This is a genomic window from Massilia sp. LMS1-1-1.1 (assembly GCF_040815535.1).
GTDB classification, from domain to species: domain Bacteria; phylum Pseudomonadota; class Gammaproteobacteria; order Burkholderiales; family Burkholderiaceae_D; genus Janthinobacterium; species Janthinobacterium aestuarii.
Map to the genome: position 1 here is coordinate 41,187 of NZ_JBFPNG010000012.1, position 26,328 is coordinate 67,514.

General features: G+C 63.6%; 26 protein-coding genes. 14 read left to right on the forward strand and 12 right to left on the reverse strand.

The features are described from left to right. Nucleotides 1-50 precede the first annotated feature (50 nt). Nucleotides 51-500, forward strand: coding sequence for a MarR family winged helix-turn-helix transcriptional regulator (locus MRBLMS1_RS10155; protein ID WP_223278900.1), 450 nt, complete (start codon nt 51-53; stop codon nt 498-500). Here MRBLMS1_RS10155 and MRBLMS1_RS10160 read toward each other — a convergent pair. Further along, nucleotides 490-1,836: a chloride channel protein gene (locus MRBLMS1_RS10160; protein WP_485879310.1), complete on the reverse strand. Its 1,347-nt coding sequence runs from the start codon at nt 1,834-1,836 to the stop codon at nt 490-492. The genes MRBLMS1_RS10155 and MRBLMS1_RS10160 overlap by 11 nt on opposite strands. Before the next feature lie 83 nt (nt 1,837-1,919). Continuing rightward, nucleotides 1,920-2,840: a LysR family transcriptional regulator gene (locus MRBLMS1_RS10165; protein WP_485879312.1), complete on the reverse strand. Its 921-nt coding sequence runs from the start codon at nt 2,838-2,840 to the stop codon at nt 1,920-1,922. A gap of 94 nt (nt 2,841-2,934) precedes the next feature. On the opposite strand from MRBLMS1_RS10165, the gene MRBLMS1_RS10170 reads away from it, so the two are divergent. Beyond that, on the forward strand, nt 2,935-3,945 hold the full coding sequence (locus tag MRBLMS1_RS10170; protein WP_485879314.1) for a zinc-binding alcohol dehydrogenase family protein: 1,011 nt from the start codon (nt 2,935-2,937) through the stop codon (nt 3,943-3,945). Between the two features lie 6 nt (nt 3,946-3,951). Here the strand turns inward: MRBLMS1_RS10170 and nhaR are convergent, their stop codons facing one another. Continuing rightward, nucleotides 3,952-4,851, reverse strand: coding sequence for a transcriptional activator NhaR (gene nhaR, locus MRBLMS1_RS10175; RefSeq protein WP_139090894.1), 900 nt, complete (start codon nt 4,849-4,851; stop codon nt 3,952-3,954). A gap of 159 nt (nt 4,852-5,010) precedes the next feature. Here nhaR and MRBLMS1_RS10180 point away from each other — a divergent pair, with 159 nt between their 5' ends. Both MRBLMS1_RS10180 and MRBLMS1_RS10185 read left to right on the forward strand, forming a co-directional pair. After that, the gene (locus MRBLMS1_RS10180) at nt 5,011-5,973 is read left to right on the forward strand and encodes a TerC family protein (RefSeq protein ID WP_070304117.1); all 963 of its coding nucleotides are present in this window, start codon (nt 5,011-5,013) and stop codon (nt 5,971-5,973) included. A 64-nt stretch (nt 5,974-6,037) separates the two neighbouring features. Further along, complete coding sequence (locus MRBLMS1_RS10185) at nt 6,038-6,439, forward strand: tellurite resistance TerB family protein (protein ID WP_034759008.1); 402 nt, start codon at nt 6,038-6,040, stop codon at nt 6,437-6,439. Here MRBLMS1_RS10185 and MRBLMS1_RS10190 read toward each other — a convergent pair whose 3' ends face one another. Together MRBLMS1_RS10190 and MRBLMS1_RS10195 are read right to left on the reverse strand one after the other, a co-directional pair. Then, nucleotides 6,440-6,793, reverse strand: a complete 354-nt coding sequence (locus tag MRBLMS1_RS10190; RefSeq protein ID WP_485879317.1) for a YnfA family protein — start codon at nt 6,791-6,793, stop codon at nt 6,440-6,442. A gap of 45 nt (nt 6,794-6,838) precedes the next feature. Further along, nucleotides 6,839-8,029, reverse strand: coding sequence for a sugar diacid recognition domain-containing protein (locus MRBLMS1_RS10195; RefSeq protein ID WP_485879319.1), 1,191 nt, complete (start codon nt 8,027-8,029; stop codon nt 6,839-6,841). Nucleotides 8,030-8,143: 114 nt separating this feature from the next. Here MRBLMS1_RS10195 and MRBLMS1_RS10200 point away from each other — a divergent pair, with 114 nt between their 5' ends. Together MRBLMS1_RS10200 and MRBLMS1_RS10205 are read left to right on the forward strand one after the other, a co-directional pair. Further along, nucleotides 8,144-9,475, forward strand: coding sequence for an MFS transporter (locus MRBLMS1_RS10200; protein WP_485879321.1), 1,332 nt, complete (start codon nt 8,144-8,146; stop codon nt 9,473-9,475). Between the two features lie 20 nt (nt 9,476-9,495). After that, on the forward strand, nt 9,496-10,770 hold the full coding sequence (locus MRBLMS1_RS10205; RefSeq protein WP_485879323.1) for a glycerate kinase type-2 family protein: 1,275 nt from the start codon (nt 9,496-9,498) through the stop codon (nt 10,768-10,770). Here MRBLMS1_RS10205 and MRBLMS1_RS10210 read toward each other — a convergent pair whose 3' ends face one another. Next, entirely contained in the window at nt 10,771-11,787 is a 1,017-nt protein-coding gene (locus tag MRBLMS1_RS10210; protein WP_485879325.1) for a zinc-binding alcohol dehydrogenase family protein, read from the reverse strand. 172 nt (nt 11,788-11,959) lie between these two features. On the opposite strand from MRBLMS1_RS10210, the gene MRBLMS1_RS10215 reads away from it, so the two are divergent. The 4 genes from MRBLMS1_RS10215 to MRBLMS1_RS10230 all read left to right on the forward strand — a co-directional run bounded on the left by MRBLMS1_RS10215 (nt 11,960) and on the right by MRBLMS1_RS10230 (nt 17,051). Beyond that, a complete protein-coding gene (locus MRBLMS1_RS10215) occupies nt 11,960-12,865 on the forward strand; it encodes a LysR family transcriptional regulator (RefSeq protein ID WP_485879327.1) in 906 nt (301 codons plus the stop codon). Between the two features lie 96 nt (nt 12,866-12,961). After that, the gene (locus MRBLMS1_RS10220) at nt 12,962-14,506 is read left to right on the forward strand and encodes a DUF1800 domain-containing protein (RefSeq protein ID WP_485879328.1); all 1,545 of its coding nucleotides are present in this window, start codon (nt 12,962-12,964) and stop codon (nt 14,504-14,506) included. Between the two features lie 11 nt (nt 14,507-14,517). Further along, nucleotides 14,518-15,708, forward strand: coding sequence for a DUF1501 domain-containing protein (locus tag MRBLMS1_RS10225; RefSeq protein ID WP_485879329.1), 1,191 nt, complete (start codon nt 14,518-14,520; stop codon nt 15,706-15,708). A gap of 242 nt (nt 15,709-15,950) precedes the next feature. After that, nucleotides 15,951-17,051 (forward strand): AI-2E family transporter, encoded by a 1,101-nt coding sequence (locus MRBLMS1_RS10230; protein ID WP_485879331.1) that lies wholly within the window; start codon nt 15,951-15,953, stop codon nt 17,049-17,051. 215 nt (nt 17,052-17,266) lie between these two features. Here MRBLMS1_RS10230 and MRBLMS1_RS10235 read toward each other — a convergent pair whose 3' ends face one another. Further along, nucleotides 17,267-17,491: a hypothetical protein gene (locus MRBLMS1_RS10235; RefSeq protein WP_010396348.1), complete on the reverse strand. Its 225-nt coding sequence runs from the start codon at nt 17,489-17,491 to the stop codon at nt 17,267-17,269. 141 nt (nt 17,492-17,632) lie between these two features. On the opposite strand from MRBLMS1_RS10235, the gene MRBLMS1_RS10240 reads away from it, so the two are divergent. Genes MRBLMS1_RS10240 through MRBLMS1_RS10250 form a run of 3 tightly spaced genes read left to right on the forward strand, consistent with a single transcriptional unit; the run spans nt 17,633 to nt 20,135 of the window. Next, complete coding sequence (locus tag MRBLMS1_RS10240; RefSeq protein ID WP_436483968.1) at nt 17,633-18,391, forward strand: phosphatase PAP2 family protein; 759 nt, start codon at nt 17,633-17,635, stop codon at nt 18,389-18,391. A gap of 12 nt (nt 18,392-18,403) precedes the next feature. Continuing rightward, a complete protein-coding gene (locus MRBLMS1_RS10245; protein WP_485880062.1) occupies nt 18,404-19,312 on the forward strand; it encodes a diacylglycerol/lipid kinase family protein in 909 nt (302 codons plus the stop codon). A 4-nt stretch (nt 19,313-19,316) separates the two neighbouring features. Next, nucleotides 19,317-20,135, forward strand: a complete 819-nt coding sequence (locus MRBLMS1_RS10250) for a metallophosphoesterase family protein (RefSeq protein ID WP_139090903.1) — start codon at nt 19,317-19,319, stop codon at nt 20,133-20,135. A gap of 30 nt (nt 20,136-20,165) precedes the next feature. Here the strand turns inward: MRBLMS1_RS10250 and MRBLMS1_RS10255 are convergent, their stop codons facing one another. The 4 genes from MRBLMS1_RS10255 to MRBLMS1_RS10270 form a co-directional block, all read right to left on the reverse strand. Then, nucleotides 20,166-20,456, reverse strand: a complete 291-nt coding sequence (locus MRBLMS1_RS10255) for a type II toxin-antitoxin system RelE/ParE family toxin (protein WP_485879334.1) — start codon at nt 20,454-20,456, stop codon at nt 20,166-20,168. After that, nucleotides 20,449-20,694 (reverse strand): type II toxin-antitoxin system ParD family antitoxin, encoded by a 246-nt coding sequence (locus tag MRBLMS1_RS10260; RefSeq protein WP_485879335.1) that lies wholly within the window; start codon nt 20,692-20,694, stop codon nt 20,449-20,451. Before MRBLMS1_RS10260 ends, MRBLMS1_RS10255 begins: the two co-directional genes overlap by 8 nt. 96 nt (nt 20,695-20,790) lie before the next feature. Then, on the reverse strand, nt 20,791-22,167 hold the full coding sequence (gene cls / locus MRBLMS1_RS10265) for a cardiolipin synthase (protein ID WP_411268325.1): 1,377 nt from the start codon (nt 22,165-22,167) through the stop codon (nt 20,791-20,793). 11 nt (nt 22,168-22,178) lie between these two features. After that, entirely contained in the window at nt 22,179-24,290 is a 2,112-nt protein-coding gene (locus MRBLMS1_RS10270) for a site-specific recombinase (RefSeq protein ID WP_128140029.1), read from the reverse strand. 318 nt (nt 24,291-24,608) lie between these two features. On the opposite strand from MRBLMS1_RS10270, the gene MRBLMS1_RS10275 reads away from it, so the two are divergent. Beyond that, a complete protein-coding gene (locus MRBLMS1_RS10275) occupies nt 24,609-25,718 on the forward strand; it encodes a porin (protein WP_485879337.1) in 1,110 nt (369 codons plus the stop codon). On the opposite strand, the gene MRBLMS1_RS10280 is transcribed toward MRBLMS1_RS10275, so the two are convergent. Next, nucleotides 25,706-26,284, reverse strand: a complete 579-nt coding sequence (locus MRBLMS1_RS10280; RefSeq protein ID WP_485879338.1) for a DUF3617 domain-containing protein — start codon at nt 26,282-26,284, stop codon at nt 25,706-25,708. The genes MRBLMS1_RS10275 and MRBLMS1_RS10280 overlap by 13 nt on opposite strands. Nucleotides 26,285-26,328 lie beyond the last annotated feature (44 nt).

Below are 26,328 nucleotides of genomic sequence, written 5' to 3' on the forward strand. Positions count from 1 at the left end.
AGGCAATGGTGGCGGAAGCGGAAGTATCGGCGATAGCCAAGGCGCAGGGCATGGCCTTGCAAAACATGCGCGTCGTCATGCGCGCGGCGCAGCGGCACTCGGCGCAGATCGAGAAGCAATGCGGCGTGTCGGGCGCGCAATTGTGGGTGATGCAGGAATTGCTGGAGCGGCCGGGCCTGCGCATGGGCGAGCTGGCCGGCAAGATGTCGCTGCACCAGACGACGGCCAGCAACCTGGTCGACGCGCTGGTGAAAAAATCCTATGTGCGCAAGGCGCGCGACCAGCCCGACCAGCGCGTGGTCACCTTGACCCTGACGGTGGAAGGCCAGGCCGTGATCGCCGGCGCGCCGCAGCCGGCGCGCGGTTTGCTGCCCAGTGCGCTGGCCCAGCTGGACCCCGACAGCCTGGCGCACCTGAACCAGGGCTTGGACGCCTTGCTGGCCGTCGTCGCCCCCGATGACAGGCAGGCGGGCATGCAGCCGTTTCCGTTTACGATGTAGTTTCCCGGCCCGCTTGCTGCAGCGGCAGCGGCAGCCGTTGCAACTGCAGCTGCGCCAGCGCGCCGTACAGCGGCTCGCTGAGCACGCGCGACACCGTGCTGGCCACCACGGCGCAGGCCATCAGGCTCAGCACCATGCCGTGGCCATCGACCATTTCCATGACAATGATAAACGCCGTCAGCGGCGCCTGCGTGGCGGCGGCCAGGAAACCCACCATGCCCAGCGCGATCAGGGCCGGCGCGTGCGGGTAGTGCAGCAGCACGGCGATATCGTGGCCGATGCCGGCGCCGATGGCCAAGGAGGGCGCAAAAATGCCGGCCGGCACGCCCGACCAGACGGTCAGCCACGTCGCCACATATTTGAAGGCGACAAAGGCGGGCGCCACATCGGACGAGCCTTCCAGCATGGCGCGCGTGGCCACGGTACCGCTGCCGAACGTGGCGCCGTGGCTGGCGATGCCGATGGCCGCCACCAGCACACCGCAGACGGCGGCGAACAGCACGGGCCGGTCTTTTCTCCACGCAGACAATTTCCCCAGCGGATTGCCCCGGGCGGATGCCAGCAGCAATCGCGCAAACAGGCCGCCCGCCACGCCCGCCACCAGGGTCACGAGCAAGCCTGGCAAGGCCAGTGCCAGGCCGATGGGACCCGGGTGGATGATGCCGAAGTGCGTCGCGTTGCCGTGGATCGACACGGCCATCATGCCGGCCAGCACGATGCCGGCGACGATCAGGCCGCTGTTGCGCTGCTCCGGCGAGCGTGACAATTCCTCGATGGCAAACATGACGCCGGCCAGCGGCGTGTTGAAGGCAGCCGCGATGCCGGCCGCGCCGCCGGCCACCAGCAGGGAATGGGCGCTCACTTGCGAGTGGCGGGGCAGCCAGCGGCGCGCGGCCAGCATCACGCCCGCGGCGATCTGCACGGACGGCCCTTCGCGCCCCAGCGACAATCCGCCCAGCAAGCCGCCCGCCGTCAGGACGATTTTCGCGGCACTGAGTTTCAGGGACACGAACAGCGAGCGCTGCTCGGGCGCCACGGCCGGGTCCAGTGTCGCCATCACTTGCGGGATGCCGGAACCTGCCGCGCCCATCGCGTAGCGGCGCGTCAGCCAGACGAGCAGGGCGGCGCAGGCCGGCGTCCACAGCAGGGCGAACCACCAGGCTTTGCCGTTGAAAAAGAGAAACAGGTCCAGCGCTTCCTCCGCCAGCCACGTAAAGCCGACGACGACGAGCCCCGCGATGGCGGCCATGCCGACGACGACGGCGCGCGACCACCACAGGCGCGGGTTGGCAAATTCATGCTTGAAGGCAGAGGGAATATCGTGCAAGTGCTTCATTGCGGCAAGTCCAGGAAGGGGCGCGCAGGGCGTCGGGGAGACTTGCCATTATATAGATGTATTTGCTCAAATGTATTTGAGCCTCATCTTCCGTGGGTGGCTGGCAACAGTATGTCTGTTTCGGCCAGAAAATCGACGAGGGCCCGTACTTTCGGCGCCAGGTGCGGCCCGGATGGCCACAGCAGCCAGCAACTGTGGGCCGGATGGGCGGCGATCGCGTAGTCCCTCAGCACTTCGATGAGGCTGCCGTCAGCGATGGCGGAGCGCACATAAAAGTCGGGCAGCCAGGCGATGCCCAGGCCTTGCCGGGCGAAGTGCAGCCGCGCTTCGACGTTGTTGCAGACCATGGACAGTGGCAAATCCGGCGTCGGCGCCTCGGCTTGCTGGCGCAGCTGCCACTGTTCGACCTTGCCGCTGTGGCGGAAGCGGTAGTGCAGGCAAGCATGTTGTTGCAGTTCAAGGGGATGGCTGGGTGTGCCGTGGCGCGCCAGATAGGCGGACGAGGCCACGAGGCAGGAGCGGAACTGGCCCAGCTTGCGGGCGGCCAGGCGCGAATCGCGCGGTGCGCCGATGCGGATGACGGCGTCGAAACCGTCGCCGACGACATCGGCCAGCGCGTCGGAAAAGTCCAGGTCGAGGGCGATGGCCGGGTGTCTTTGGGAAAAATCAGCAAGCGCGGGCAGGAATACGCTGCCCAGTTCCGGCAAGCCCAGGCGCAGGCGGCCGCGCGGCGCCAGCGTGCCCGCCAGTTCCTCCTGCGCCGCCTGCATTTCCGCCAGGATGCGTTCGCTGCGCGCGAGGAACAGCTTGCCTTCCGCCGTCAGGCTCAGCTGACGCGTGCTGCGCTGGAACAGGCGCGTGCCCAGCCGCTGCTCGAGCCGGGCCAGGCTCTTGCTGACGGCCGATGGCGAAATGCCGGCCTGGCGCGCGGCGGCGACAAAGCTGCCCGCCTGCGCCAATTGCACGAACAGAGCCACGCCGGAGAGATTATCGATGTCTTGCATGATTCATGACAGTTTGGTCAGGTGTGAAACGCATTGAAGCATATTTTTCTTTCTCGCGTGGCTGCTTACCATGCGGATTTACCTGGAGCATGCAATGAAGATGATCGGTTTCAAGAAAGGAAGCAGTGTGGTTGAACAAGGCGGCCTGTTCGACATGGAAGGCCCGATGCCCGTGCCCGGCCCGCGCGACGTGCTGGTGCAGGTGCGCGCCGTCGGTATCAATCCGCTCGATACCAAAGTGCGTGCGGGGCTGGTGACGGTACCCGATGGCGTCACGGCATTGGGCTGGGATGCGGCCGGCATCGTGCATGCGGTGGGCAGCGAAGTGACCCTGTTCGCGCCGGGGCAAGCCGTGTATTACGCGGGTTCGTTCGACCGCGCGGGCGCAAATGCCGCATATCACCTCGTCGATGAGCGCATCGCGGGGCGCATGGCGGCGACCCTGGATTTTGCGCAGGCGGCCAGCGTGCCGCTGGCGGCGCTGACGGCGTGGCAACTGCTGTTCGAACGCTTTGCCATCGTTCCCGGCGACCAACAGCCGTGGGGCAGCCTGCTGGTGCTGGGCGGCGCGGGCGGCGTTGGTTCCATGCTGATGCAACTGGCGCGCCAGTTGACGGGCTTGACGGTAATCGCCACAGCCTCGCGTGGCGACAGCATGGAATGGTGCCGGGCCATGGGCGCGCACCACGTGATCGACCATACACAACCCCTGCCGGCGCAGGTGGCGGCATTGAACGTGGCGCCCGTGCGTCACATCGCGGCGCTGTCGCACACGGCGCTGCATTTCATGGAATTGCTGGAACTCATCGCGCCGCACGGCAAGCTGGCCGTCATCGACGACCACGATGTTTTCGATGCGGCGCCGCTGAAGGGCAAGAGCATCTCCTTGCACTGGGAAATGGTGTTTACGCGGCCTTTGTTTGCCACCGAAGACATGATCGAGCAGCACCGCATCCTGAACCGCGTGGCGCGGCTGCTGGACGAGGGCGTGCTGCGCCATACGCTGCGGCAGCGCTTGTCGCCGATGAACGCGGCCACCTTGCGGCGCGCGCATGCGCTGCTGGAGCGGGGCGGGCAGCCGGGCAAGATCGTCGTCAGCGGCTGAACGGATTTACACGAACAGCTCGCGCCGCGCGCTCTGGCTGATGGCGATGGTGGCCGGGTGGCGCAGGCGCCGTTCCGTGGTGATCGCATACACCTGCTCGACGAGGCTGTCGACCCGGCCCAGCGCCACCACCGCGTATTGCTCGCACACCTGGGGCGCGATGACGGTGGGCGCAAAAAACAGGCCGGCGCCGGACTGGCCAAACGCCTTCATCATGGCGCTGTCGTCGAACTCGCCGACGATGCGCGGGTGCAGGTTGTTGTCGCCGAGCCATTGCAGCAAGCGCCCGTAAATGGCGAAGTCTTCGCCGGGCAGCAGCAGCGGCGCGCCGTCCAGGCATTGCGGGAAGTCGCCGTTCAGCGTGGCGGCCAGGGCTGGCGTGCCGAACAGGGTCATGCCGCTTTCACCGAGCAAATGGTTAAAGCCGCGCACGCTCAAGTGGGCCGGCATGGGGCGGTCCGCCATGATCAGGTCGAGCCGGTGCACGGCAAGGTCCGCCAGCAGGCTGGCCAGCCGGCCTTCGCGGCAAATGATGCGCAGCGGTTCGGCCAGGCCCAGCGCCGGCTCCACGAGGCGGCAGGCGATCAGTTTCGACACGGAATCGGCGCAGCCCACGCGGAAGGTCGTCGTTGTCGTACGTGACTGGTCGCGCACGATTTCCAGCAACTCATCGCCCGTGCTGAAAATGCTTTCGGCATGGCTGAGGATGCGCCGGCCCGTGTCCGTCAATTCCAGCTGGCGCCCGCTGCGGCGGAACAGTTCCACGCCCAGGGTGTCGGCAAACTCGCTGAGCTGGCCGGAAATCGATTGCGGCGTCAGGTGCAGCTGCTCGGCCGCGCGCGCGATGCTGCCCGTCTTGGCCACCATCCAGAAATAGCGCAAGTGCTTGAAGTTGAGTGTCGACATGGTTTTTCCCGGCAGATTAATACATCGATTTTTTCGACGTATTCTTAAATTATATTCGATTTGTTCGATGTTTATATTCGGACTATGATGGCAGCTCAATTCATGCAAGGAGAGTGTCATGGACTTCAGAATACAAACAGATAGTTGCGGAGGCCGCCGATGAACGGCCTGGAAAGTATTGCAACGGCACCCATGTGGGCCGGCTTCATCGCCTTTGTCCTGGTGATGCTGGCGCTGGACTTGTTCGTCTTCGGCGGCAACAAGGCGCACAAGGTCAGCGTCAAGGAAGCGGCGACGTGGTCGCTCGTGTGGGTCAGCCTGGCCATGCTGTTCAACGGCGGGCTGTGGTGGTACCTGAACGGCACGGCCGGTCCCGAGATCGCCAACCAGAAGGCGCTGGAATTTTTCTCCGGCTACCTGATCGAGAAAGCCCTGTCGGTCGATAACGTGTTCGTCTTCCTGCTGATCTTCAGCGCTTTCCAGGTGCCGATCCAGTACCAGCGCCGCGTGTTGATCTATGGCGTGCTGGGCGCGATCGTCATGCGCGCCGTGATGATCATGGCCGGTGCGTGGGTGGTGAGCGAGTTCAGCTGGGTGCTGTACCTGTTCGGCGCCTTCCTGCTGGTGACCGGCATGCGCATGCTGGTGGCTGCCGATGCGGAACCGGACGTGGCGAACAACCCCGTGCTGCGCTTTGCCCGCCGCCACTTGCGGGTGGCCGACGGCGACCACGGCGAGCGTTTCTTCGTGGCAAAGGGTGGCTTGCGCTATGTCACGCCGCTGTTCCTCGTGCTGATCCTGATCGAGGTGACAGATTTGGTGTTTGCAGTCGATTCGATCCCGGCGATTTTCGCCATCACGACGGACCCGTTCATCGTCTTCACGTCGAACCTGTTCGCCATCATGGGATTGCGTGCCCTGTACTTCCTGCTGGTGGACGTGGCTGACCGCTTCCACATGCTCAAGTATGGCCTGGCGATGGTGCTGGTGTTCATCGGCGCCAAGATGCTGATCATGCCGTGGTACCACGTGCCGGTGGAAGCATCGTTGCTGGTGGTGGCGGTGCTGATCGTGTCGAGCTGCGTGGCCAGCGTGTTCATCACCCGCAGCGACAAGAAGTAAATGCCGTACCGCGCGCCCTGCAATGGCGGGGCGCGCTTTTTAAACTGACAATGGAAAGTGAACTATGCGTACCTATGCAATGAACAGTCCCCAGGCAGCGGGACGTATCCTGGCCCTGATGATGGTGGTCGATGGCAACCTGGCCAGTGCCGAGCTGCAAGCGATGCACCGCAGCAAAATCCTCGAGCATATCGACCTGGAGCCGGCCGCCTTCCAGCAATTGCTGCAAGACCTGTGCGACGACATGCTGACGTCGACCGTGCATGGTGCCGTGCAACTGGCCAATGGCGTGATCGACAGCCTGCTCGATGAAATCACCGAGCCGGACTTGCGTCGCCAGCTGCTGCAAGCCATGTGGAAGATCGCCGATGCGGACGACTGGCTGGCCGATGGCGAAGCCGTCTTGCTGGCCCGCGCCAGCGCGGCGTGGTCGGCGGAAACGAACTTCCGCCGGCATGCGGCGTAATTACTGCGCCTTGTGCCCCATGGCAATGACGGCGGCGCCGGCCAGGGCCATGGCCACGCCGGCGACGTCGGTCCAGGCCGGCGTGACGTCGTCCACCAGCCACAGCCAGCCCAGCGCCGTGGCGATATAGATGGCGCCATACGTGGCATACACGCGGCCGCTGGCGGCCGGATGCAAGGTCAGCAGCCACACGAAGACCAGCAGGCTGAGGGCGGCCGGCAACAGCAGCCAGGCGCTGCCCTTGTTGCTCAGCCATAGCATGGGCAGGTAGCAGCCCAGCAGTTCGGCCACGGCCGTGACGGTAAACAGCCCGAAAGTGCGGGCAAGACTGGTCCATTCGATGGCGTCGTTCATGCTATTCCTGTTGTGCGGTCAGCCGCCATTGTAGACGGGCATCTGTCAATTCAGTTGCAGGGCGACATACAGCAGCAGGCGGTCATCCGTGTCGTCCAGATCCAGCCCCGTCAGTTCGGCGATCTTCTGCAGCCGGTAATCGAGTGTGTTGCGGTGGATGTGCAGGGCCCTGGCCGTGGCCATCGGGTGGCTGTGGTGGCGGAACCAGGCGGCCAGGGTGCGCATCAGGGTGCCCGACTTGCGGTCGTGCGCCAGCAGGCGCGCCAGGGTCTGGCGCAATTGCTCGGCCTGCCAACCCGCTTGCAGGCCGGACAGCAGCACGGGCAGGCTCAGTTCCAGATAAGAAAAAGTAGTGTGCCCGCCATCGCGGGCGCGGCCCACGCGCGCCGTCTGCTTCGCCGATTCATACGAAGCCGTGGCGCCATCGAGGCCCGGCAAGGCCACGCCCATGGCCAGGGTGGCCGGTGGCGTGAGCGCCTGCTGTGCTACCTGATGCAGTTCGAGCAGGCGCTGCCTGGCTTGCGCCGCGCGCGCCTGCTGCGGGCCGCTGGCGGGAAAGGCGTCGAGCAGCACCAGTTCGCCCGGCGAGACGACGGCCATCAGCAGCGAGGGCCAGCGGACCGACAGGTCGGACTGCACTTGCTGCAGCTGCGTCAGCACCTGGTCGAGCCGCTCGCCCGGGCCTTCGCCCGCATCCGGTACTTCCAGCACGAACATGGCGCGCGGCACGCGCAAATCGACCGCCAGGCGCGCCGCCCATGCCTGCATGCTGGCGTCCGAAATGCCCGTGCGGTAGACGAGCTGGGACACGAATTCCTCGCGGTAGCGCTTTTCATGCTGCAACTCGCTGACCAGCCGTGCCTGCTCCAGCATCATTTCCGCCATGGCCCGCACCAGTTCGCCGAACTGGCGCACGGCATCTGGCTCGCCCGTCAGGCCCAGCACACCGCAAATCTCGCCGCGCACCGTCAGGGGCAGGTTGATGCCGGCCCGCGTGCCCGGCAGCCGAGCCATGTCGGCCGCGCCGATTTCCACGCTGGCGCGCCGGGCCAGCGCCACTTGCGCACCCGGATGCAGGTCGCCCACGCGCTGCGGATCGCCGCTGGCCAGGATCACGCCGCGCGCATCGATGACGTTCACGTTGAAGGGAATGATGTGCATGGTGCGCCGGACGATGTCCTGCGCCAGGGGAAGGTCAATATTCGGCATGTGGTGGTCCGTCTCGTGCATCTGCATGGAATCATCGTATCAAGCACCATATTTCTTCATGCATCCGCACGATGACTGTTTCTGACGGCGATTGTACGATGGGCTGGCCGTATCCCATAAAAAAATAGTCAGGAGACACCCATGACCACCCATCCAGGCGCCAGCCTGTCCGCCGGCGCGTCCGCGCAGGGCCGCGTGCGCGAAGGCGCCTACCGCAAGGTCACCTTGCATCTGATCCCCTTCATCTTCATCTGCTATCTGTTCAATTACCTGGACCGCGTGAATGTCGGCTTTGCCAAGCTGCAAATGCTCGATGCGCTGCAATGGAGCGAAAGCGTGTACGGCCTGGGCGCCGGCATTTTCTTCATCGGCTACGTGGCCAGTGGCGTGCCCAGCAATCTGCTGCTGCACCGCCTGGGCGCGCGCAAGGTCATCGGCACCCTGATGATCGCCTGGGGCATCGCCTCGGCCTGCCTGATGTTCGTCACCACGCCGGCCGCGTTCTATTCGCTGCGCTTCATCACGGGTGTGTTCGAGGCGGGCTTCTTCCCCGGCATCGTGCTGTACTTTACGAACTGGTATCCCGCGTCGCGCCGGGGCCGCATCATGGGCCTGTTCATGTCGGCCATTCCCATTTCCGGCTTGCTGGGCAGCCCCTTGTCGGGCTGGATGATGCAATCGTTCGCGGGCCACGGCGGCCTGGCCGGCTGGCAATGGATGTTCCTGCTGCAAGGTATTCCTACCGTGCTGCTGGGCTTTCTCGTGTACGTGCTGCTGAACGACGGCATCACCCAGGCGAAGTGGCTCAATACCGAAGAAAAGCAGCTGCTGCGCGCCGACCTCGACGAGGACGAACGCCAGCGCCGCAACGGCGCGAATACGGCCGACACCTTCGCCAGCGTGCTGCGCAACAAGCATGTGTGGATGCTGGGCCTCGTGTATTTCTGCATCCAGATGGGCGTGTATGCGATCAACTTCTGGCTGCCCACCATCGTCAAGTCGCTCGGTTTCGCCAGCCCCGTGGCCGTGGGCTGGGTCAGCGCCATTCCCTACCTGTGCGCCAGCATCTTCATGATCTGGGTGGGCCGTTCGGCCGACAAGCACAAGGAACGCCGCTGGCATTTGAGCGGCCCCTTGCTGATGGCGCTGTGCGGCTTGCTGCTGGCGACCCAGGCGCACGGCAACGTGGTCGTCGCCCTCATCGGCCTGTCGCTGGCGACCATGGGCGCGCTGTCCGGCCTGCCCATGTTCTGGCCCTTGCCGACGGCGTTTCTCGGCAGCGCGGCGGCGGCCGGCGGCCTGGCGCTGATCAATTCGCTGGGCCAGGTGGCCGGTTTCGTCAGTCCCTTCCTCGTCGGCTGGATCAAGGATGCGACGGGCGGCACCGACGTGGCCCTGTATATTCTTTCCGCAGTCATGCTGCTGGGCGCCATACTGGTGCTGCGCGTTCCCGCGCGCATCGTTAATCGCTGATCGAACCGGAGGAATTGACCATGACGACGACCCTGCCACCGCCACCGCGCGCCTTGCTGCAAGCGATGTTCCAGGCCGCCATCGCCGCGGCCCAGCCATCGCATTGCGTCCCGCCCCATCTGCCGCCCGCGCCCAAGGGCCGGCTGATCGTCATCGGCGCCGGCAAGGCGTCGGCCGCCATGGCGCAGGCCGTGGAGCGGCACTGGCCGGGGCCGCTGTCGGGCCTCGTCGTCACGCGCTATGGCTATGCCGTGCCGTGCGAACGCATCGAGATCGTCGAAGCGTCGCACCCCGTGCCCGATGCGGCCGGCATGGACGCGGCACGGCGCATGCTCGAGCTGGTCGGCAATTTGCACGCTGACGATACGGTGCTGTGTCTGATTTCGGGCGGCGGCTCGTCGCTGCTGGCCTTGCCACTTGACGGCATCAGCCTGGAAGACAAGCAGGCGCTGAACCGCGCGCTGCTGGCGTCGGGCGCCACCATCGGCGAAATGAATTGCGTGCGCCGCCATTTGTCCGCCATCAAGGGTGGGCGCCTGGCGGCCGCCTGCCATCCGGCGCAAGTGGTGACCCTGGCCATTTCCGACGTGCCTGGCGACAAGCTGGGCGACATCGCTTCCGGCCCCACGGTGGGCGACGCGACCACGTGCGATGACGCGCTGGCCACCGTGCGCCGCTATGGCATGGACTTGCCGGACAGCATACGAAAGACCCTGGAAAGCGGGCGCGGCGAATCCGTCAAACCCGACGACCCACGGCTGGCGCGCACGCGCACGACCCTGATCGCCACGCCGCAGATGGCCCTGGAAGCGGCGGCCGACGTGGCGCGCGCGGCCGGCGTCACGCCGTATATCCTGGGCGACAGCCTGGAAGGCGAGGCGCGCGACGTGGGCAAGGTGATGGCCGGCATCGCGCTGCAAACGGCCGTGCGTGGCCAGCCGTTTCCCACCCCGTGCGTGCTGCTGTCGGGCGGAGAAACGACGGTCACCGTGCGCGGCAACGGGCGCGGCGGGCGCAACGTGGAATTTCTGCTGGCGCTGGGCATCGCGCTGGACGGGCACGAGGGCATTCACGCGCTGGCCGGCGACACGGATGGCGTCGACGGCCAGGAAGACATCGCCGGCGCGGTCCTGGCGCCCGACACCCTGCAACGGGCCTGGGCGCAAGGCATCAAACCGCGCGACAGCCTGGACAACAACGATGGCCACGGCTTCTTCCAGGCGCTGGGAGATGCCGTGATCACGGGCCCGACCTTGACGAACGTCAATGATTTCCGGGCCATTTTGATTACCTGATTAATTAAAACTTTCCAGGACGATTTTCCCTTTTGCCGTATTGCTTTCCAGCAGGGCATGCGCGCGTTTCAGGTTTGCCGCGTTGATCGTGCCGAAGCTCTCGGCCAGGGTGGTCTTGATGATACCAGCGTCGACCAGCTGCGCCAGTTCCTCGAGCAATTCATGTTGTTTGACCATATCTGGCGTCTGGAACAGCGAGCGGGTAAACATCAGTTCCCAGTGCAAGGACACGCTCTTGCCCTTGAACTTGCGCACGTCGATGTGCTCGGGGTCGTCGATCAGGGCGAACTTGCCTTGCGGCGCGATCAGTTCGACGATTTGCTCGAAATGCTTGTCGGTCTGGTTCAGGCTGATCACGTAATCGACGGGCGGCAAACCCAGGCGCGTGATTTCCTGCGCCAGCGGCAGGCTGTGGTCGATCACGTGGTGGGCGCCCAGTTCCTTGACCCAGTCCGCCGTTTCCGCGCGCGAGGCCGTGCCGATGATGGTGACGCCCGTCAGTTGCCGCGCCAGTTGCACGAGCACGGAACCGACGCCGCCGGCCGCGCCGATTACGAGCAGCGACTTGCCGGTGAGATTCTTGTCGCGGCTGATCTGCAGGCGGTCGAACAGCAATTCCCAGGCCGTAATTGCGGTCAAGGGCAGGGCTGCGGCTGGCGCGAAGTCGAGGCTGGCCGGCATGTGGCCGACGATGCGCTCGTCGACCAGCTGGAATTCGCTGTTGCTGCCGGGACGGTTGATGGCGCCTGCGTACCAGACTTTATCTCCGACCTGGAACAGGGTGACGTCGGGGCCGATGGCCGTGACGACGCCGGCCGCATCCCAGCCCAGCACTTCCGGCTGGCCGTCTTTCGGCGCGCGGTTCTTGCGTACCTTGGTGTCGACGGGGTTGACGGAAATCGCCTTGACGGCGACGAGCAGGTCGCGCCCCGTGGCGACGGGCACGGGCAGCTCGATGTCGAGCAGGGCGTCGGCATCGGTGATGGGCAGGCTGTGGTGGTAGGCGATGGCTTTCATGTGCTTCCTTTGGTAAAACAGTGATGGAGTAGGCGTAGGTCGGATCAGGTCCGAAGGACCGTAATCCGACACCATTGTTGGCGTGGCCATACGGGCTTGACGTATCATGGCCATTTTCTCGCCCTGGAAACAGGGGGCGCGTACCGAAACACTTTCAAAGGAATGCTGAAAATTGCTGCGACTCGATGACTTGCAGGTATTTGTGCGCACGGCCGACCGCGGCAGTTTGTCGGCGGCCGCGCGCGAGATCGGCATTTCGCCCGCGCTGGCCAGCGCCGCCGTCAAGCGCCTGGAAGGGGAGCTGGGCTTGCGCCTGCTGGCCCGCACGACCCGTTCGCTGAGCCTGACGGCGGAAGGCACGCAATACCTGGAACATGCGCGTGAAGCCTTGCGCCTGCTGCGCGCTGGCCACGATGCGCTGATGGCCGGCAAGGACAGTTTCGGCGGAACCTTGAAAATTGCCATGCCTTCCGACCTGGGCCGCAACCTGATGCTGGGCTGGCTCGACGAATTCCAGTCGCGCCATCCGAAACTGCACTACCAGCTCAGCGTCAGCGACCGGGTGGCCGACATGGTGCGCCAGCAAGTCGACGTGGCCATCCGCTATGGCCAGCAGGACGATTCGAGCATGGTCGCCATGCCGGTCGCGCCTGCCAACGACCGAGTGCTGGTGGCGTCGCCCGCCTACCTGCGCGAACATGGTCCCCTGCTGGCGCTGGAAGATTTGTCGCAGCGCAATTGCCTGCGCTTCGCGCTGGAAGACGGCTTGCATGACCGCTGGACCTTTTACCGCCTGCCGCAGCGCGAGCAGGTGACGATAGCCGTGAGCGGCAACCGTAGCGCCGACGATGCCGACCTGGTGCGCCGCTGGGCCGTGGCGGGCCTGGGCATCGCCTACAAATCGCGGCTCGACGTGTCCGGCGACGTGGCCGCCGGCCGTTTGCACGTGCTGCTGCCCAAGGTGGCGGGCGAGGCCGCGCCCTTGCAACTGCTGTGCATGCACCGGGCGCAGGTGACGCCGCTGGTGCTGCAGCTGCGCGATTTCCTGCGCGACAAGTGCACGGAATTGCAAAAATAGCATTATTGATTACAACTCGTTGCAAATGGCAATCATGCGCAGGTCAACCTGGGCGTACCCTCAGGCATTCTGGTTGAAACCGCTTGAAGGACCGCCATGACCCCTCACCGACTGTTGCCGACGACCTTGATTTCCCTGCTGTTGCTGGCCGGCTGCGCCGCCACCGGACCTGCCGTCCAGGCCGACCATCGCGCGCAGACCAGTTCCGCGCAGGACATTGCCTTGCTGGAAAGGGTGAGCTGGGGCGTGAACGCTGGCAGCGCGCGCCAGATGCAGGCGCAAGGCTGGCAGCGCTATCTGCAGGCGCAATTGCATCCCGGCAAAGCCAGCCTGCCGCCCGCCGTGCAGGCGCAGATCGACGCCATGACCATCAGCCAGGTGCCGCTCGATCAGCTCGTCATGTCCGTGGAGCAAAAGCGCAAGGAGTCGGCTGCCGTCATGGACGACATGGCCAAGCAGCAGGCGCAAAAGGATTACCAGCAAGAACTCAACCGTCTGGCGCGCGAAGCGGCCACGCGTTCGCTGTTGCTGGATGTGTATTCGCCGAATCAGCTGCAGCAGCAGCTGAGCTGGTTTTGGCTCAACCATTTCAGCGTGCACCAGGGCAAGCACAACTTGCGCGCCATGGTCGGCGATTACGAGGCGAACGCCATCGCGCCGCACACGCTGGGGAAATTCCGCGACTTGCTGGGCGCGACCGTCCACCATCCGGCCATGCTGCGCTACCTGGACAATGAAGCCAATGCCGCCAAGCGCATCAATGAAAACTATGCGCGCGAGCTGATGGAACTGCACACCCTGGGCGTGAACGGCGGTTACAGCCAGGCGGACGTGCAGGAGCTGGCGCGCATCCTGACGGGTGTGGGCGTGAATTTGGGACCGGACATGCCGAAGGTGAAACCGGCGCTGCAGTCGCAATACGTGCGCCGGGGCCTGTTCGAGTTCAATCCGAACCGCCACGATTATGGCGACAAGCAATTCCTCGGGCAAACGGTGAAGGGCCGGGGTCTGGCCGAGCTCGATGAAGCGCTGGACCGTTTGAGCCGCAGTCCCGCCACCGCGCATTTCATCAGCGGCAAGCTGGCCCAGTATTTCGTCGGCGACAATCCGCCGGCGCCCCTGGTGGCGCGCATGGCGGCCACCTTCCAGCAGAGCGACGGCATGATCGCCGACGTGCTGCAAACCATGTTCAACAGTCCGGAATTTACGCAGTCGCTGGGCAAGAAATTCAAGGACCCCATGCATTACGTGGTGTCGGCCGTGCGCCTCAGCTATGACGATAAGCCCATCCTGAATGCGGGCCCCATGCTGAGCTGGCTCTCGCGCATGGGCCAGCCTCTGTACGGCCGCCAGACGCCGGACGGTTATCCCTTGACGGATGCCTCCTGGGCCAGCCCCGGCCAGATGACGACGCGTTTCGATATCGCCCGCACCATCGGCTCGGGCAGTGCCGGCCTGTTCAAGACAGATGGCCCGCAGCCGCAGGAAAAGGTGGCGTTTCCCCAGTTGGCCAGCGCCCTGTATTACCAGTCGCTGCAGCCGACCTTGAGCCCGGCCACGCGCCAGGCCCTGGAGCAGGCCGCTTCGCCGCAGGAGTGGAATACCTTCCTGCTCTCGTCGCCCGAAATGATGCACCGCTGAAAGGAATTGTCATGAACCGTCGTGACTTGTTGAAAGCCCTGGCCGCCGCGCCCCTGTTGTCGCATGCGGGCAGCTTGCTGGCCGCACCGGCCACGAATGCGAAGCTATTGTTCGTCTTTTTGCGCGGCGGCTATGACGCAAACAATCTGCTGGTGCCGGTCGGCAGCGATTTTTACTATGCCTCGCGGCCGAATATCGCCATCGCGAAACCGGGCGAGGAGAACGGCGCGCTGGCCTTGAACGCCGACTGGGCCCTGCATCCGGCCTTGCGCGAAACCATCTATCCCATGTTCACTGGCGGCGAGGCGGCCTTCATTCCGTTTGCGGGCACGACGGATCTGACGCGCAGCCATTTCGAGACGCAGGACAGCATCGAACTAGGACAAGAACTGGGCGGGCGCCGCGATTTCCGCTCGGGCTTTTTGAACCGGCTGGCGCAAAGCCTCAATGCCAAGCAAGGCAACCACGCCATTTCCTTCACGGACCAGCTGCCGCTGATCTTCCAGGGCGGCGTGCAAGTGCCGAACATGGCGCTGCGCTCGGTGGGCAAGTCGGGCATTGATGCGCGTCAAAGCCAGGTCATCGCCGCCATGTACAAGGGCACGCCCCTGCAGCAACCGGTCAGCGCGGGCTTTGCCGTGCGCGACGATGTGGCGAAGGAATTGACGGGCGAGATGCAGGCTGCCAACCGCAACGCCATTAGCACCAAGGGCTTTGAACTGGAGGCGCAGCGCATCGCCCGCCTGATGAAGGACAAATACAACCTGGGTTTCGTCGACGTGGGCGGCTGGGATACGCACGTGGGGCAGGGCGGCGCGAATGGCTACCTGGCGGGGCGATTCGATGAGCTGGGACGTGGCCTGGCCGCGTTTTCGCAGGAAATGGGCAGCGAGTGGCGCAATACCGTCGTCGTCGTGGTCAGCGAATTTGGCCGCACCTTCCGCGAAAACGGCAACCGCGGCACGGACCATGGCCACGGCAGCGTGTTCTGGGTGCTGGGCGGCGGCATCAAAGGCAAGCAGGTAGCGGGCGAACAGCTGGCGATTTCGCAGGCGACGCTGTTCCAGAACCGCGACATGCCCGTACTCAATGAGTACCGGGCCGTGCTGGGCGGCTTGCTGCGCCGCACCTTCGGCTTGACCCCGGCGCAGCTCGACCACGTGTTTGCCGGCGTCAAGCCGGTGGAGCTGGGTCTCGTGTGATGCAGCGAACCTCCGTGTTACGCTATGCCTGCGCAACTGGCGCGTAGCCTAGCACCTATCAAAACCTACTGCGCGTCGTAATTTGCGGCCTGCGATGCTCACTGCCTCGGCGGCCCCGTACTTCGTACAGTTGCGCTTCTCAGGCCAACGGGGGCGCCGAGCCTTCCTTCCGCTCGCTACGGTTTTGTTAGGCGCTATAAGCCTGCACACCTTTACAGTGTGCGGGGCACGAATGGAGTAGCATGAGCGATACCCAACGCGATATTGTCAGCGCAGGCTTTTCCCTGGTCCTGATCGCCGTGACGGCGTTCGTCATGCAGCGTTTCTTTTTGCCGCTCGTGTGGGCCGGCATCCTGTGCGTGGCGACCTGGCCCTTGTACCTGCGCGTGCGCGCGGCCCTGGGCCAGCGCCCCATCGTGGCGGCGGGCGTGCTGACCCTGGCGTTCGCCTGCATCTTCATCATACCCGTGCTGTTCGGCGTGGCGCAGGCGGCGCGCGAAGTGCCCGTGCTGGCCAATTTCGTCGTCCATGCAAATACGGACGGCTTGCCCGTGCCGGACTGGGTGGCGCACATTCCCCTGGCCGGCAGCGCCATCGGCGACTGGTGGCAAGCGACCTTGAGCCAGCCCCACGGCCTCGGCCACTTCTTTGCGGGCAGCGCCGTGGGCGGCTTCCATTCCGCGCGCGACATGCTCAAGGTGCTGGGCGCGGACGTGTTCCACCGCCTGGTCGATTTTGGCCTGGCCTTCTTGTGTCTGTTTTTCTTCTACAAGGATGGCGAAGCGCTGACGCGCCAGATCACGGCCGTCGGCAGCCATTTCCTGCGCCCCGAACGGTGGGGCCGCTATGCGCAAAAAATCCCCACGGCCATACGCGCGACCGTCAACGGCCTGGTGCTGGTGGGCCTGGCCGAAGGCGTGCTGATCGGTATCGCCTACGCCATCGCCGGCTTGCCGTCGCCGGCCCTGTGGGCGTTCGCCACGGGCATCCTGGCCATCATTCCGTTCGGCGCGCCGCTCGCTTACCTGTGCGCGGCCGCCTTGCTGGTCTTCCAGGGCAATGTCGGTGCCGCCATCGGCGTAGCCGCGTGGGGCACCGTGGTGCTGTTCGTGGCCGACCATTTCGTGCGCCCCGGCATGATCGGCAACGCCACCCGCTTGCCCTTCCTGGCCGTGCTGTTCGGCATTCTGGGTGGCGTGGAAACCCTGGGCCTCGTGGGCTTGTTCATCGGCCCCGTCGTGATGGTGTTGTTCGTCACGCTATGGTACGAAGCGAATGTCGTTGACAAGGTGCTGCCAGTGCAAACACCTGCCAGCCCGGCCGCGCCGGAACGCGCACAGTAATGAGGGGTTGGCCAGCGTTGCCGCTGGCCAGTACTGGCGCGCTTCCGGCGTGGCCGGACGGAGCTTTCAAGCAAGGTCGTCGAAAGCCCCGGAATACGCCGACAAAAATCGTAGCGAGCGGCAACGAGTTGTGGCTAAGAAGCGCAGCTGTACTTTAGTACAGCGAGCATCGCAGGCCGCAAATCGCGCCGCGCAGTAGATTTTTTACGGTGTATTTAATGCGCCTTGGATAAAATGAGCAACCAACGGCGCATCAGCAGCACTTCAACATAGCCCGGCTCGATGCCCGTACCGCACTCGATCAGGGGATTGACGGTGTAGTAGCGCTTGCGGAAGTCGCGGCAGACGAGGATTTCGCGCTTGCCCATGCGGACGAGGAAAGAGCTTGGGGCGTATTCCAGGCCGAACCGTGAGCCAAAACCGCTATTCAATGTTGCCATGACAATTCCTTTGAGGGAGATGTGTTGAACGAGTCATCAGAATAGCATAACTACTGTATGAATACACAGCTACTGTATGAATAAACAGTATTTTTTTACTGGTGTGGTTTTTTTGATCATCACCGGGAACAGGAAAGAGAGATGAGTTTGCAAGAGAAAAATGACATGGGCATGACCACGGGCTGGACCACGAAACTGCGCCGCTTCGTCGAGGCGCGCCTGTCGCCCGAGGGCGAGCTGGGCCTGCACATGACGGTGGGCGTGGTCCTGATGCTGGTGGCCATCGTCGTCTTCCACGAGATCGCCGAAGCCGTGATGGGCATGGAGCAAATTACCGTGATCGACTTGCAGGTGGCGCAGTGGTTCAACCAGCATGCCGTGCCGTGGATCACCACTTGCCTGCTGGTCATTACGCACATGCATGGCGTGATCGGCGCCATCATCCTGGCCACCTTGCTGGGCTGGTATCTGCACCGCAAGGGTGCAGATTACTGGCTGTTTACCCTCGTCATCACCATGCCGGGCGTCATGTTTTTGAACCTGCTGCTAAAGTACATTTTTGTCCGCGCGCGGCCCAGCTTTGATGAGCCGCTCTTGCAGACGGCCCTGAGCACCTACAGCTTTCCGAGTGGCCATACTGCCACCTCGACAGCCCTGTACGGCTTGCTGGCCGCCTACCTGATTTGCCAGACGGCGCCGGGCGCCTGGGGCAAGCGCATCGCCATCGCGCTGGGCGCTTTCCTGATGGCGGCGCTGGTGGGCTTCAGCCGTATCTACCTGGGCGCGCATTACCTGAGCGATGTGCTGGCAGCCATGGCGGAAAGCTATGGCTGGCTGGCCATCTGCATCGCCGGCGTGTCGACCCTGCGCCGGCGCCGGCATATCCGGCAAACCAAATAAGGGGAAACTGTCCTGAGCAAAATTGCAGTCATCATCAACGGGGGCGCCGGCTGCGGCTATGCGCCTGACTGGGCGCAGCAGCTCGAAGCGAAATTCGCCGCGGTGGGGCTTGACGCTGACATTACCCTGGCGCAAAGCGGCGCCGAGATGATCGCCACGGCTGAACGGGCCCTGCGCGATGGCGCATCCATCGTCGTGGCCGGCGGCGGCGACGGCACCATCAATGCCGTGGCCTCTGTCGTTGTCGGCAGCGGTACGCCGTTTGGCGTCTTGCCGCTGGGTACCTTGAACCATTTTGCCAAGGATTTGAATATCCCGCTCGAGCTCGATGCGGCGATTGCCAACGTGGCGCAGGGCGTGCCGCACCAGGTCGACGTGGGCGAAGTCAATGGCCGTATCTTCCTGAACAATTCCAGCCTGGGCCTGTATCCCGATATCGTGCGCGACCGCGAAAAGCAGCAGCGCCGGCTGGGGCGGGGCAAGTGGCTGGCCTTCAGCTGGGCCCTGGTGGCGGCCTTGCGCCGCTATCCCTTCCTCAGCGTGCAACTGACACTCAACGACGCCGTGCATGCGCGGCGCACGCCATTCGTCTTCATCGGTAATAATGAATACATGATGGAAGGCTTGAATATCGGCGAGCGCGAACGGCTCGATGGCGGCCAGCTGAGCCTGTATGTGGCGCAGCGTCCGGGCCGCCTGGGCTTGTTGAAGCTGGCCTTGCACGCGCTGTTCGGCAAGTTGTCGCAGGCCAAGGATTTTGACGTGCTGACGGCCACCGACCTGGAGGTGGCCACGCACCACCGCCGCCTGCGCGTGGCCACCGATGGCGAAGTGACGATCATGAATACGCCGCTGCAGTACCGCATCCGCAAGGCCGAGCTGGCCGTGCTCGTGCCTGCACCGGCACTTTCTGGGGAGTAAGGCCATGCGTACCATCGTGCATTTGTCCGACTTGCATTTTGGCAGGGTCGATGCGGACTTGCTGGCACCTTTGCGCGCGCTGATCGAACGCCTGGAACCGGACGTGGTCGTGGTCTCGGGCGACCTCACGCAGCGCGCCCGCAGCGCCCAGTTCCAGCAGGCGCGGCAATTTCTGGACAGCTTGCCGGGGCCGCAGATCGTGGTGCCGGGCAACCATGACGTGCCCCTGTACAACGTCGTTTCCCGCTTCCTTACGCCGCTGGTGAAGTACCGGCGCCATGTGACGGACGATTTGTCGCCCGAATATGTGGACGAGGAAATCGCCGTGCTGGGCATCAACACGGCCCGCTCCCTGACGTTCAAGGATGGCCGCATCAGCCACGAGCAGATCGATTTCCTGCGTGAACGCCTGGGCAGTTTGCCACCCGGCTTGACGCGCATCATCGTCACCCACCATCCATTCGACTTGCCGGAGCACTTCGATGAAGACGACCTGGTTGACCGCGCCCCGCAAGCCTTGCAAATGTTTTCCGAATGCGGCGTGGATTTATTGCTGGCGGGACACTTGCATGCCAGCGTGGCGGGCAACACGGCCGAGCGCTACAAGATCGCCGGCTACGCGGCCCTGATGGTGCAGGCGGGCACGGCCACGTCCACGCGGGGCAGGGGAGAGTCGAACTCCTTCAACGTGCTGCGCGTGGAAAACAGTTGTATTCGCGTCGAGCGCTACAGCTGGAATGAAGACAGCGCCGACTTTGAAAAAGTCAGCACGGAAGCGTTCGAGCGCCAGGGCGGCGTGTGGGCCAGTTTGCGGCCGTTGTGAGGCGTCGCGTCGCGTCGGATGGTGATTTCATTAAAGATGGCGTGCCGCATCCATGCGGTCATGCAGAATCCGCACGATGGCAATGCCATAGTTCGTGATGCGAAAATAAATCATGTGCCGTCCGACTTTGCGGCACCGGTAGCCGGGCCGAATCTGCTCGCATGCCGGCGCGGTCTCTGGCGCGCCTGCCAGGTCATCAAAGGCCGCCGTCATGCTGTCAAGATAATGACTGGCCTGCTGTACGCCCCAGCGCCGTACCGTATAAGCCCAGATCGCCTCAAGGTCATGCTCGGCGGCAGGCGTCAGCCGGTATTCAGCCATGCGCCGCCAGCATTCTCTGCTTGAACGCCTTGGCGTCGAAAGGCTGGGGTTCGCCGCTCGCCTCTCCTTCCATCAGCGCCGCGCGGATCGCCTCGAGTTCGGCGCTGCGTTCCTGTTCGCGCCGGATCAGGTCGCGGATGTATTCGCTGTCGTTGGTATAGCGCCCCGCATCAATCTGCGCCTTGATCCAGTCGTCTTGCTGGTCCGTCAAGGTAATGGTCTTGCGCACGGTAGCCATGGTAGTCAACTCCAGAGATGAGCAGCACGACGATTGTCATACTATTGGTGCAATATAGTGCATATCCGTGCAAATATCCAGTTGCCCCATCGGTGCTTACAGCCAGTAATTCATGAAACGCGCCGCCCACTCCTTCATGCGGTCGGAGAGCGGCCGTGTTTCCCATTTCGCCTTAGTAATTTCTTCCGAGTCGCGCAAGTCTTCCTGGAAGGCGTTTTCCATTTCGCGGCCGAAACTGTCGCCGAGCACGATCACGTTCAGTTCGCTGTTATGCAGGAAGCTGCGCATGTCGATGTTGGTCGAGCCGACGGTCGACCAGGCGCCGTCGATGACGGCCGTCTTGGCGTGCAGGACGGCCAGTTTCAAATGAAAAATGCGGATGCCGCCGGCCAGCAGCTCGTCGTACAGCGAGTGTCCCGCATGGAACACGAGGCCGCTGTCGGACACGCCGGGCAGCACCACGGTCACGTCCACGCCCCGTTTGGCCGCCGCGATCAGGGCATCGACCGTTTGCTGGTCGGGCACGAAATAGGCGGACGTGATGTGGATCGATTTCTTGGCTTCCTGGATGGCCAGGATATACGCCTTGTAGATTTCAAAGCCGCCCTCGGGCTCGCTGGCCACGACGCGCACCAGCTTGTCGCCCACTTCCGATAAAGTCGGGAAGTAGTTGGCGTCAGGCAGGTCGGCCTGGTCTTGCTGTGCCCAAGTGCGGATGAACAGCCACTGGAAGGCGGCCACGGCCGGGCCTTCCACTTTCACATGGGTATCGCGCCAGCCCACGTCCTTCTTGTCCGTGGGTTTCGATTTCGAGCGGAACAGCGAGCTTTTCGCATAGGTATCGCTGATATTGATGCCGCCCGTAAACGCCATCTTGCCATCGACGATCAGCACCTTGCGGTGGTCGCGGTTGTTGATCTTCCAGTCGTCGCCCTTGAGCTTGGCGGGGTTGACGGGGTTGAAGGCCACCAGGTGGATGCCGGCCGCGCGCATGCGGTCAAAAAACGCTTGCGGCACGCCGATGGTGCCCACGCTGTCGTAGATGATGTTGACCGTCACGCCCGCTTTCTGCTTTTCGATCAGCATGTCGGCAAATTTCAGGCCCAGCGGATCCTGGTCGAAGATATACGTTTCCAGGTTGATGCTGTTCTTCGCGTCGCTGATGGCCTGGAACATGGCGGCCATGGTTTGCGGGCCGTCAAACAGCAGGGTCACCTTGTTGCCCTTGATCAAAGGCACGCCCGTGGCCGCTTCTTCCAGCGCGGCCTGGGTCTTCAAGTCCATGCCGGACTTGGCCCAGCGCTTGTTGAGCAGGGCGGCGCGGCTGTTGACGTTCAGCACGGCCCCCTTGCCCGTGATCACCTTGGGCTTGGCCACCGGTTCCAATGTGGTATTGAGGTTCTTGACATCGGGCAGCGAGGCGCATGCAGCCAGGGTCCAGCACAGCAGTAGGGCGGTGAGGCAGGGTTGCATGCGCCTAGCGGTCATTTTTGAGCCTTGTTTGTCAGTGACAGGTTTGCCGATTCATCGGCCAGTGCCAGCGGTGGCGGGTTTTTCGAGCCGAAGAAAAAGACGATGGGCGAGCGCAGGAAGCGCTTGCCCAGAATCTTCAATAATTGCATGCCGTGCTTGAAGCGCACCTGGCGCGAACGCAGGGCCACCCACAGGGCCAGGCCGAAGCTGACCAGCAGGTTGGCCGTGCCGATGGCGAAGATACCCGACAGCGACTTGACGGCCAGTTGCCAGCTCATGTTGTGGTCGAGGCCCACCAGGGCCGTGGCGAAGTTGGCGGCCGAGAAGGTGATGTGGCGGATATCGATCGGCAAGCCGATCAAAAAGCCCAGGGTGCCGATGGAGCCCAGCAAGATACCGAAATAGAAATTACCCATCAGCCCGCCCAGGTTGTTTTCCAGGTACAGGCCCAGCCGTTGCAAGCGCTCCTGGCCGATCACCCGTCCCAGGCCGCGCAATTGCGCGATGCGCTGGGCCCAGCGCGTGTACAGGGCCTGGTTGTCATAGTAGCCGGAAATCAGGCCTGCGACGAACAGGCACACGCCGGCGATCATCGCGTAGAAGATGGCGGGGCTGCCGATGGGGTCGATATCGTGCAGCAAGTGCATGGCCTTCTCGGGCGTGACCAGGTTGTGCCCCGTGATCGCCTTGTAGCCGAGCGCGATCAGCCAGGCCGTGGGAATGGCGGTGGCCAGGTTGCCCAGCACGGCCATGTTTTGCGTGCGGAAGACCTTGTTGATCAGTTCGGCCATGCTGTCGAGGTCGATATTCCGGCCATCCTTGCTGTGCAGGCCGGCGGCGATGCGCGAGGCCGTCATGGCCGGCTGCTTGGTGGCGACCGTGAAGTGCAGCAAGTGGATGAACATGAAGCCGATCGAGTAATTCATGCTGAACATGAACGCTTCGACCAGCGGCGCCGAGCGCAAATACGACATCAATATCTTGAACAGGGCCATGAAGCCGATGATGATGCCGGCGCCCGCGGACGAGAGGAACATGGCACCCATTTCGCGGCGGTTTTCCGCGATGTAGTGCTCGCCCGTGCGGCTCGCGTTTTCCGTCACATTGCGCGCCAGCAAGTTGATATTGTCGGAAAACAGGTCGCTGACCTTGTACTTGTGGTTATGCGCGCGTATCAGTTCCAGCGCCAGCCCGACGGCGCCCGCGCGGCGGCGGCTGACGGGTTGCGGGTGCAGCAAGTCTTGCGTGGCGTCGACCGTGATGGCGGCGATGTCCACGTTGTTCGATGCGGGCAGTTCGCCGCTCGTGTCGACGAGAAACAGCAGCTTGCGCAGGCGCTCGATGCTTTGCGCCAAGGCTACCAATAAATACGTGAGGGGAATGCTGGTGCCCTGGTACAGCGCTTTCTTGCGGATCTTGGCGATGACGGCGTCGCACTGGTCCAGCATCACCAGCAAATGGCGCGCGTCCTCGATGTGCTCGATGTCGCCTTGCAGCAGGCTTGTATAGGCGTCCAGGTAGGCGTTCACTTCCGTGTTCTGCACCATGAACGGCGACTGGAACACTTCGATTTCATTGTGGAAACGCGTCAATTCCGGTTCCAGCCCCATGGCGCAGACGCGGTAGGACAGGGTGCGGATGGCGTCGAGCATGCCCGGCAGCATGATGTTGCCATCGCCGACGGCCAGTTCGATGTCGTCGCTGGTCAATACGTCGAACAGTTCCAGCCAGTCCGTGGCCGGCACGTTGCTGATCCACAAATAATCGGTCTTCAGGTACAGCACCTGGTCGAGCGCGTCGTTCAGGTACTCATCGCCCAGGGCGGGCGGCAGCATGCGGTAGGCGATGCGGCGTTTCAATTCCGTGAAAAAACCGCTGTTCGACAGCACGCCGATATCGGTGTACAGGCTGGCGTGGCGGCGCGCGGCCAGCACGCGCAGCACGTATTCGTGCAGGGCGCGCGCTTGCGCGGGGTTACCTTTGAGTAGCTGGCGCAGGGTGCGCACGTTGGCAATCGCGGTAGCGCTGTCGTGGGAGCGCTTGGGACGCAGTGAGTTGAATAATTCCACCAGCAAGTCGATATTGCTGGAGTTGGGGTCAATGCGTTCGAGGATAGCTAGCATGCAGAAAAAACGGGCGAGCCGCTGTCGGTAAAACCAGTAGTGTACCGCCTGCGTCAGATCGAGCAACGTTCGCCACCGAACATTGCTTTACGGCAGGGCCTGCAATTCACATCATTTTGCCGCAAATTGCCACAATCATGGTCAATCTTGCGTGTTGTCAGTGTACGACGCATTTCCTGGGGCTAAGCTGAAGTTTCTGTTGTACAACGCACGGATGGCTGGACAAAAAGCGGGGATAAGGTAACACTGAGATCAGACACACAGCGCATGTCCTGATCAATACCGGGAAGTTTCATTCACGTTACCGAGATATTTATCATGAAGACCTCGTATTTTGCGCTTGCTGTGATAGGGATGGGGCCTTTCGCGCTGGGCGCGACGGCCCAGGCTGCCGATGGCGCAGGCAGTGCCGCATCCAGTAACGTTGCCGTGTACGGCGTGCTCGACGCGGGCATCGTGGCCGAACGCGGCTGCGCCGCCAATTGCGCCGGCGCAAAGGTGTCCGGCGGCGTCGCGTCCGGCTCGCGCCTGGGCGTGGAGGGCCGCGAAGCGCTGGGCAATGACGTCACGGCCGTGTTCACCCTGGAAGCGGGCATTCAGAACGACACGGGCCAGTCGGAAGAGGGCCGATTGTTCGGCCGCCAGGCTTACGTGGGCCTCGACAGCCGCCTGGGCGCGCTGACCCTGGGGCGCCAGTACAATCTGCAATACCTGACCCTGACCGACGTGGCCGACCCGTTCAAGGGCGGCATGGCCGGCAGCGCCAGCAATCTGGCCGGCTACAGCGTGAAACGCTACGACAATACCGTCAAATACGTGACACCGGCCTTGCGCGGCGTGACCGCCAGCGCCATCTACAGTTTCGGCGAGTCGCCGTACAGCAGCGCCAACAACCGCGCCTATGGCGCCACCCTCGGCTATTCGTCCGGTGCCGTGAATGTCAGCGTGTCGCATCAGCGCAAGAACAACTTCATCCTCGCCTCCGGTACCTTGCCCGCCATCGACATGTCGGCCCGCAACACCCTGATCGCGGCCAATATCGACCTGAAAGTGGCCACCGCCTTTGCCGCCGTGGGCGTGAACAAGGGCTATGGCAGTTCGCCGTGGGACCCGAACAATGCCTACAGCTCGCTGGCCCTGTCGATGTCGTCGTCGGACAGCCGCGACACCTTGCTGGGCGTGTCCGTACCCGTGGGCGGCTTCAAGCTGCTGGCCTCGTACGTGCGCAAGGATGACCGCGACCTGGCCAACCGCGATGCCAAACAGGTGGCCGTCGGCCTCACGTATTCGCTGTCAAAACGCAGCGATTTCTACGCGTCCTACGCGAAGATCCACAACAAGAATGGCGCCCGCTACACGGTGGGCAATGCCAGCGATGCGGGCCGTGGCGACGCCGCCTTCAACATGGGCTTCCGTCACGGTTTCTGACCAGCAGCGGTTGAAGGGGCAGGGCAGCTAGCTCCCAGCCACTTGCCGTTGCTCGTCACATTCACCTGTTCGGGCGTGCCGCGCGCGCTGGTCGTCACCGCCAGCTGCATGTTGAACGCCTGGTCGCCGCTGAACAGCACCTTGCCTTCGCCGCTCGACTTTGGATTCGCGCATGTAAACGACACCTGCATGCCGCCCGCGATGTCTTTGTTCTTCGAGGTGCAATCGCCGGGCTGGCCCGTGGGAATCTGCTTGCGCGCGGCCATTTCCGGCGTCACGCACGCCGTCACGCGCACGGCGCCGTCAGCGCCCACGGTGGGCATGGCCATGCCGCGGCTGGCCGCCATGCTTTCCAGCTGCTTGCGTTGGTCGGGAGGAAGGTTGCCCAGTTGCTGCAGCACCATGGACATGGCGTTGTCGGTGGCGGCGTCCGGCGACGCCATCTTGCTGTCGACTTGCCACAGGCCCGGCTTGATGGTGGTGGATGGCGAGGCGGCCTGGGCACTGGCCTGGCTGCCCAAGGCGGCGCAAGCCAGCAGGCTCAAGCGTAGCAAAGAATGTTTCATGTTGGCGTCTCCAAAAAAGGCAGCCCCCAGCATACGGCATGGCA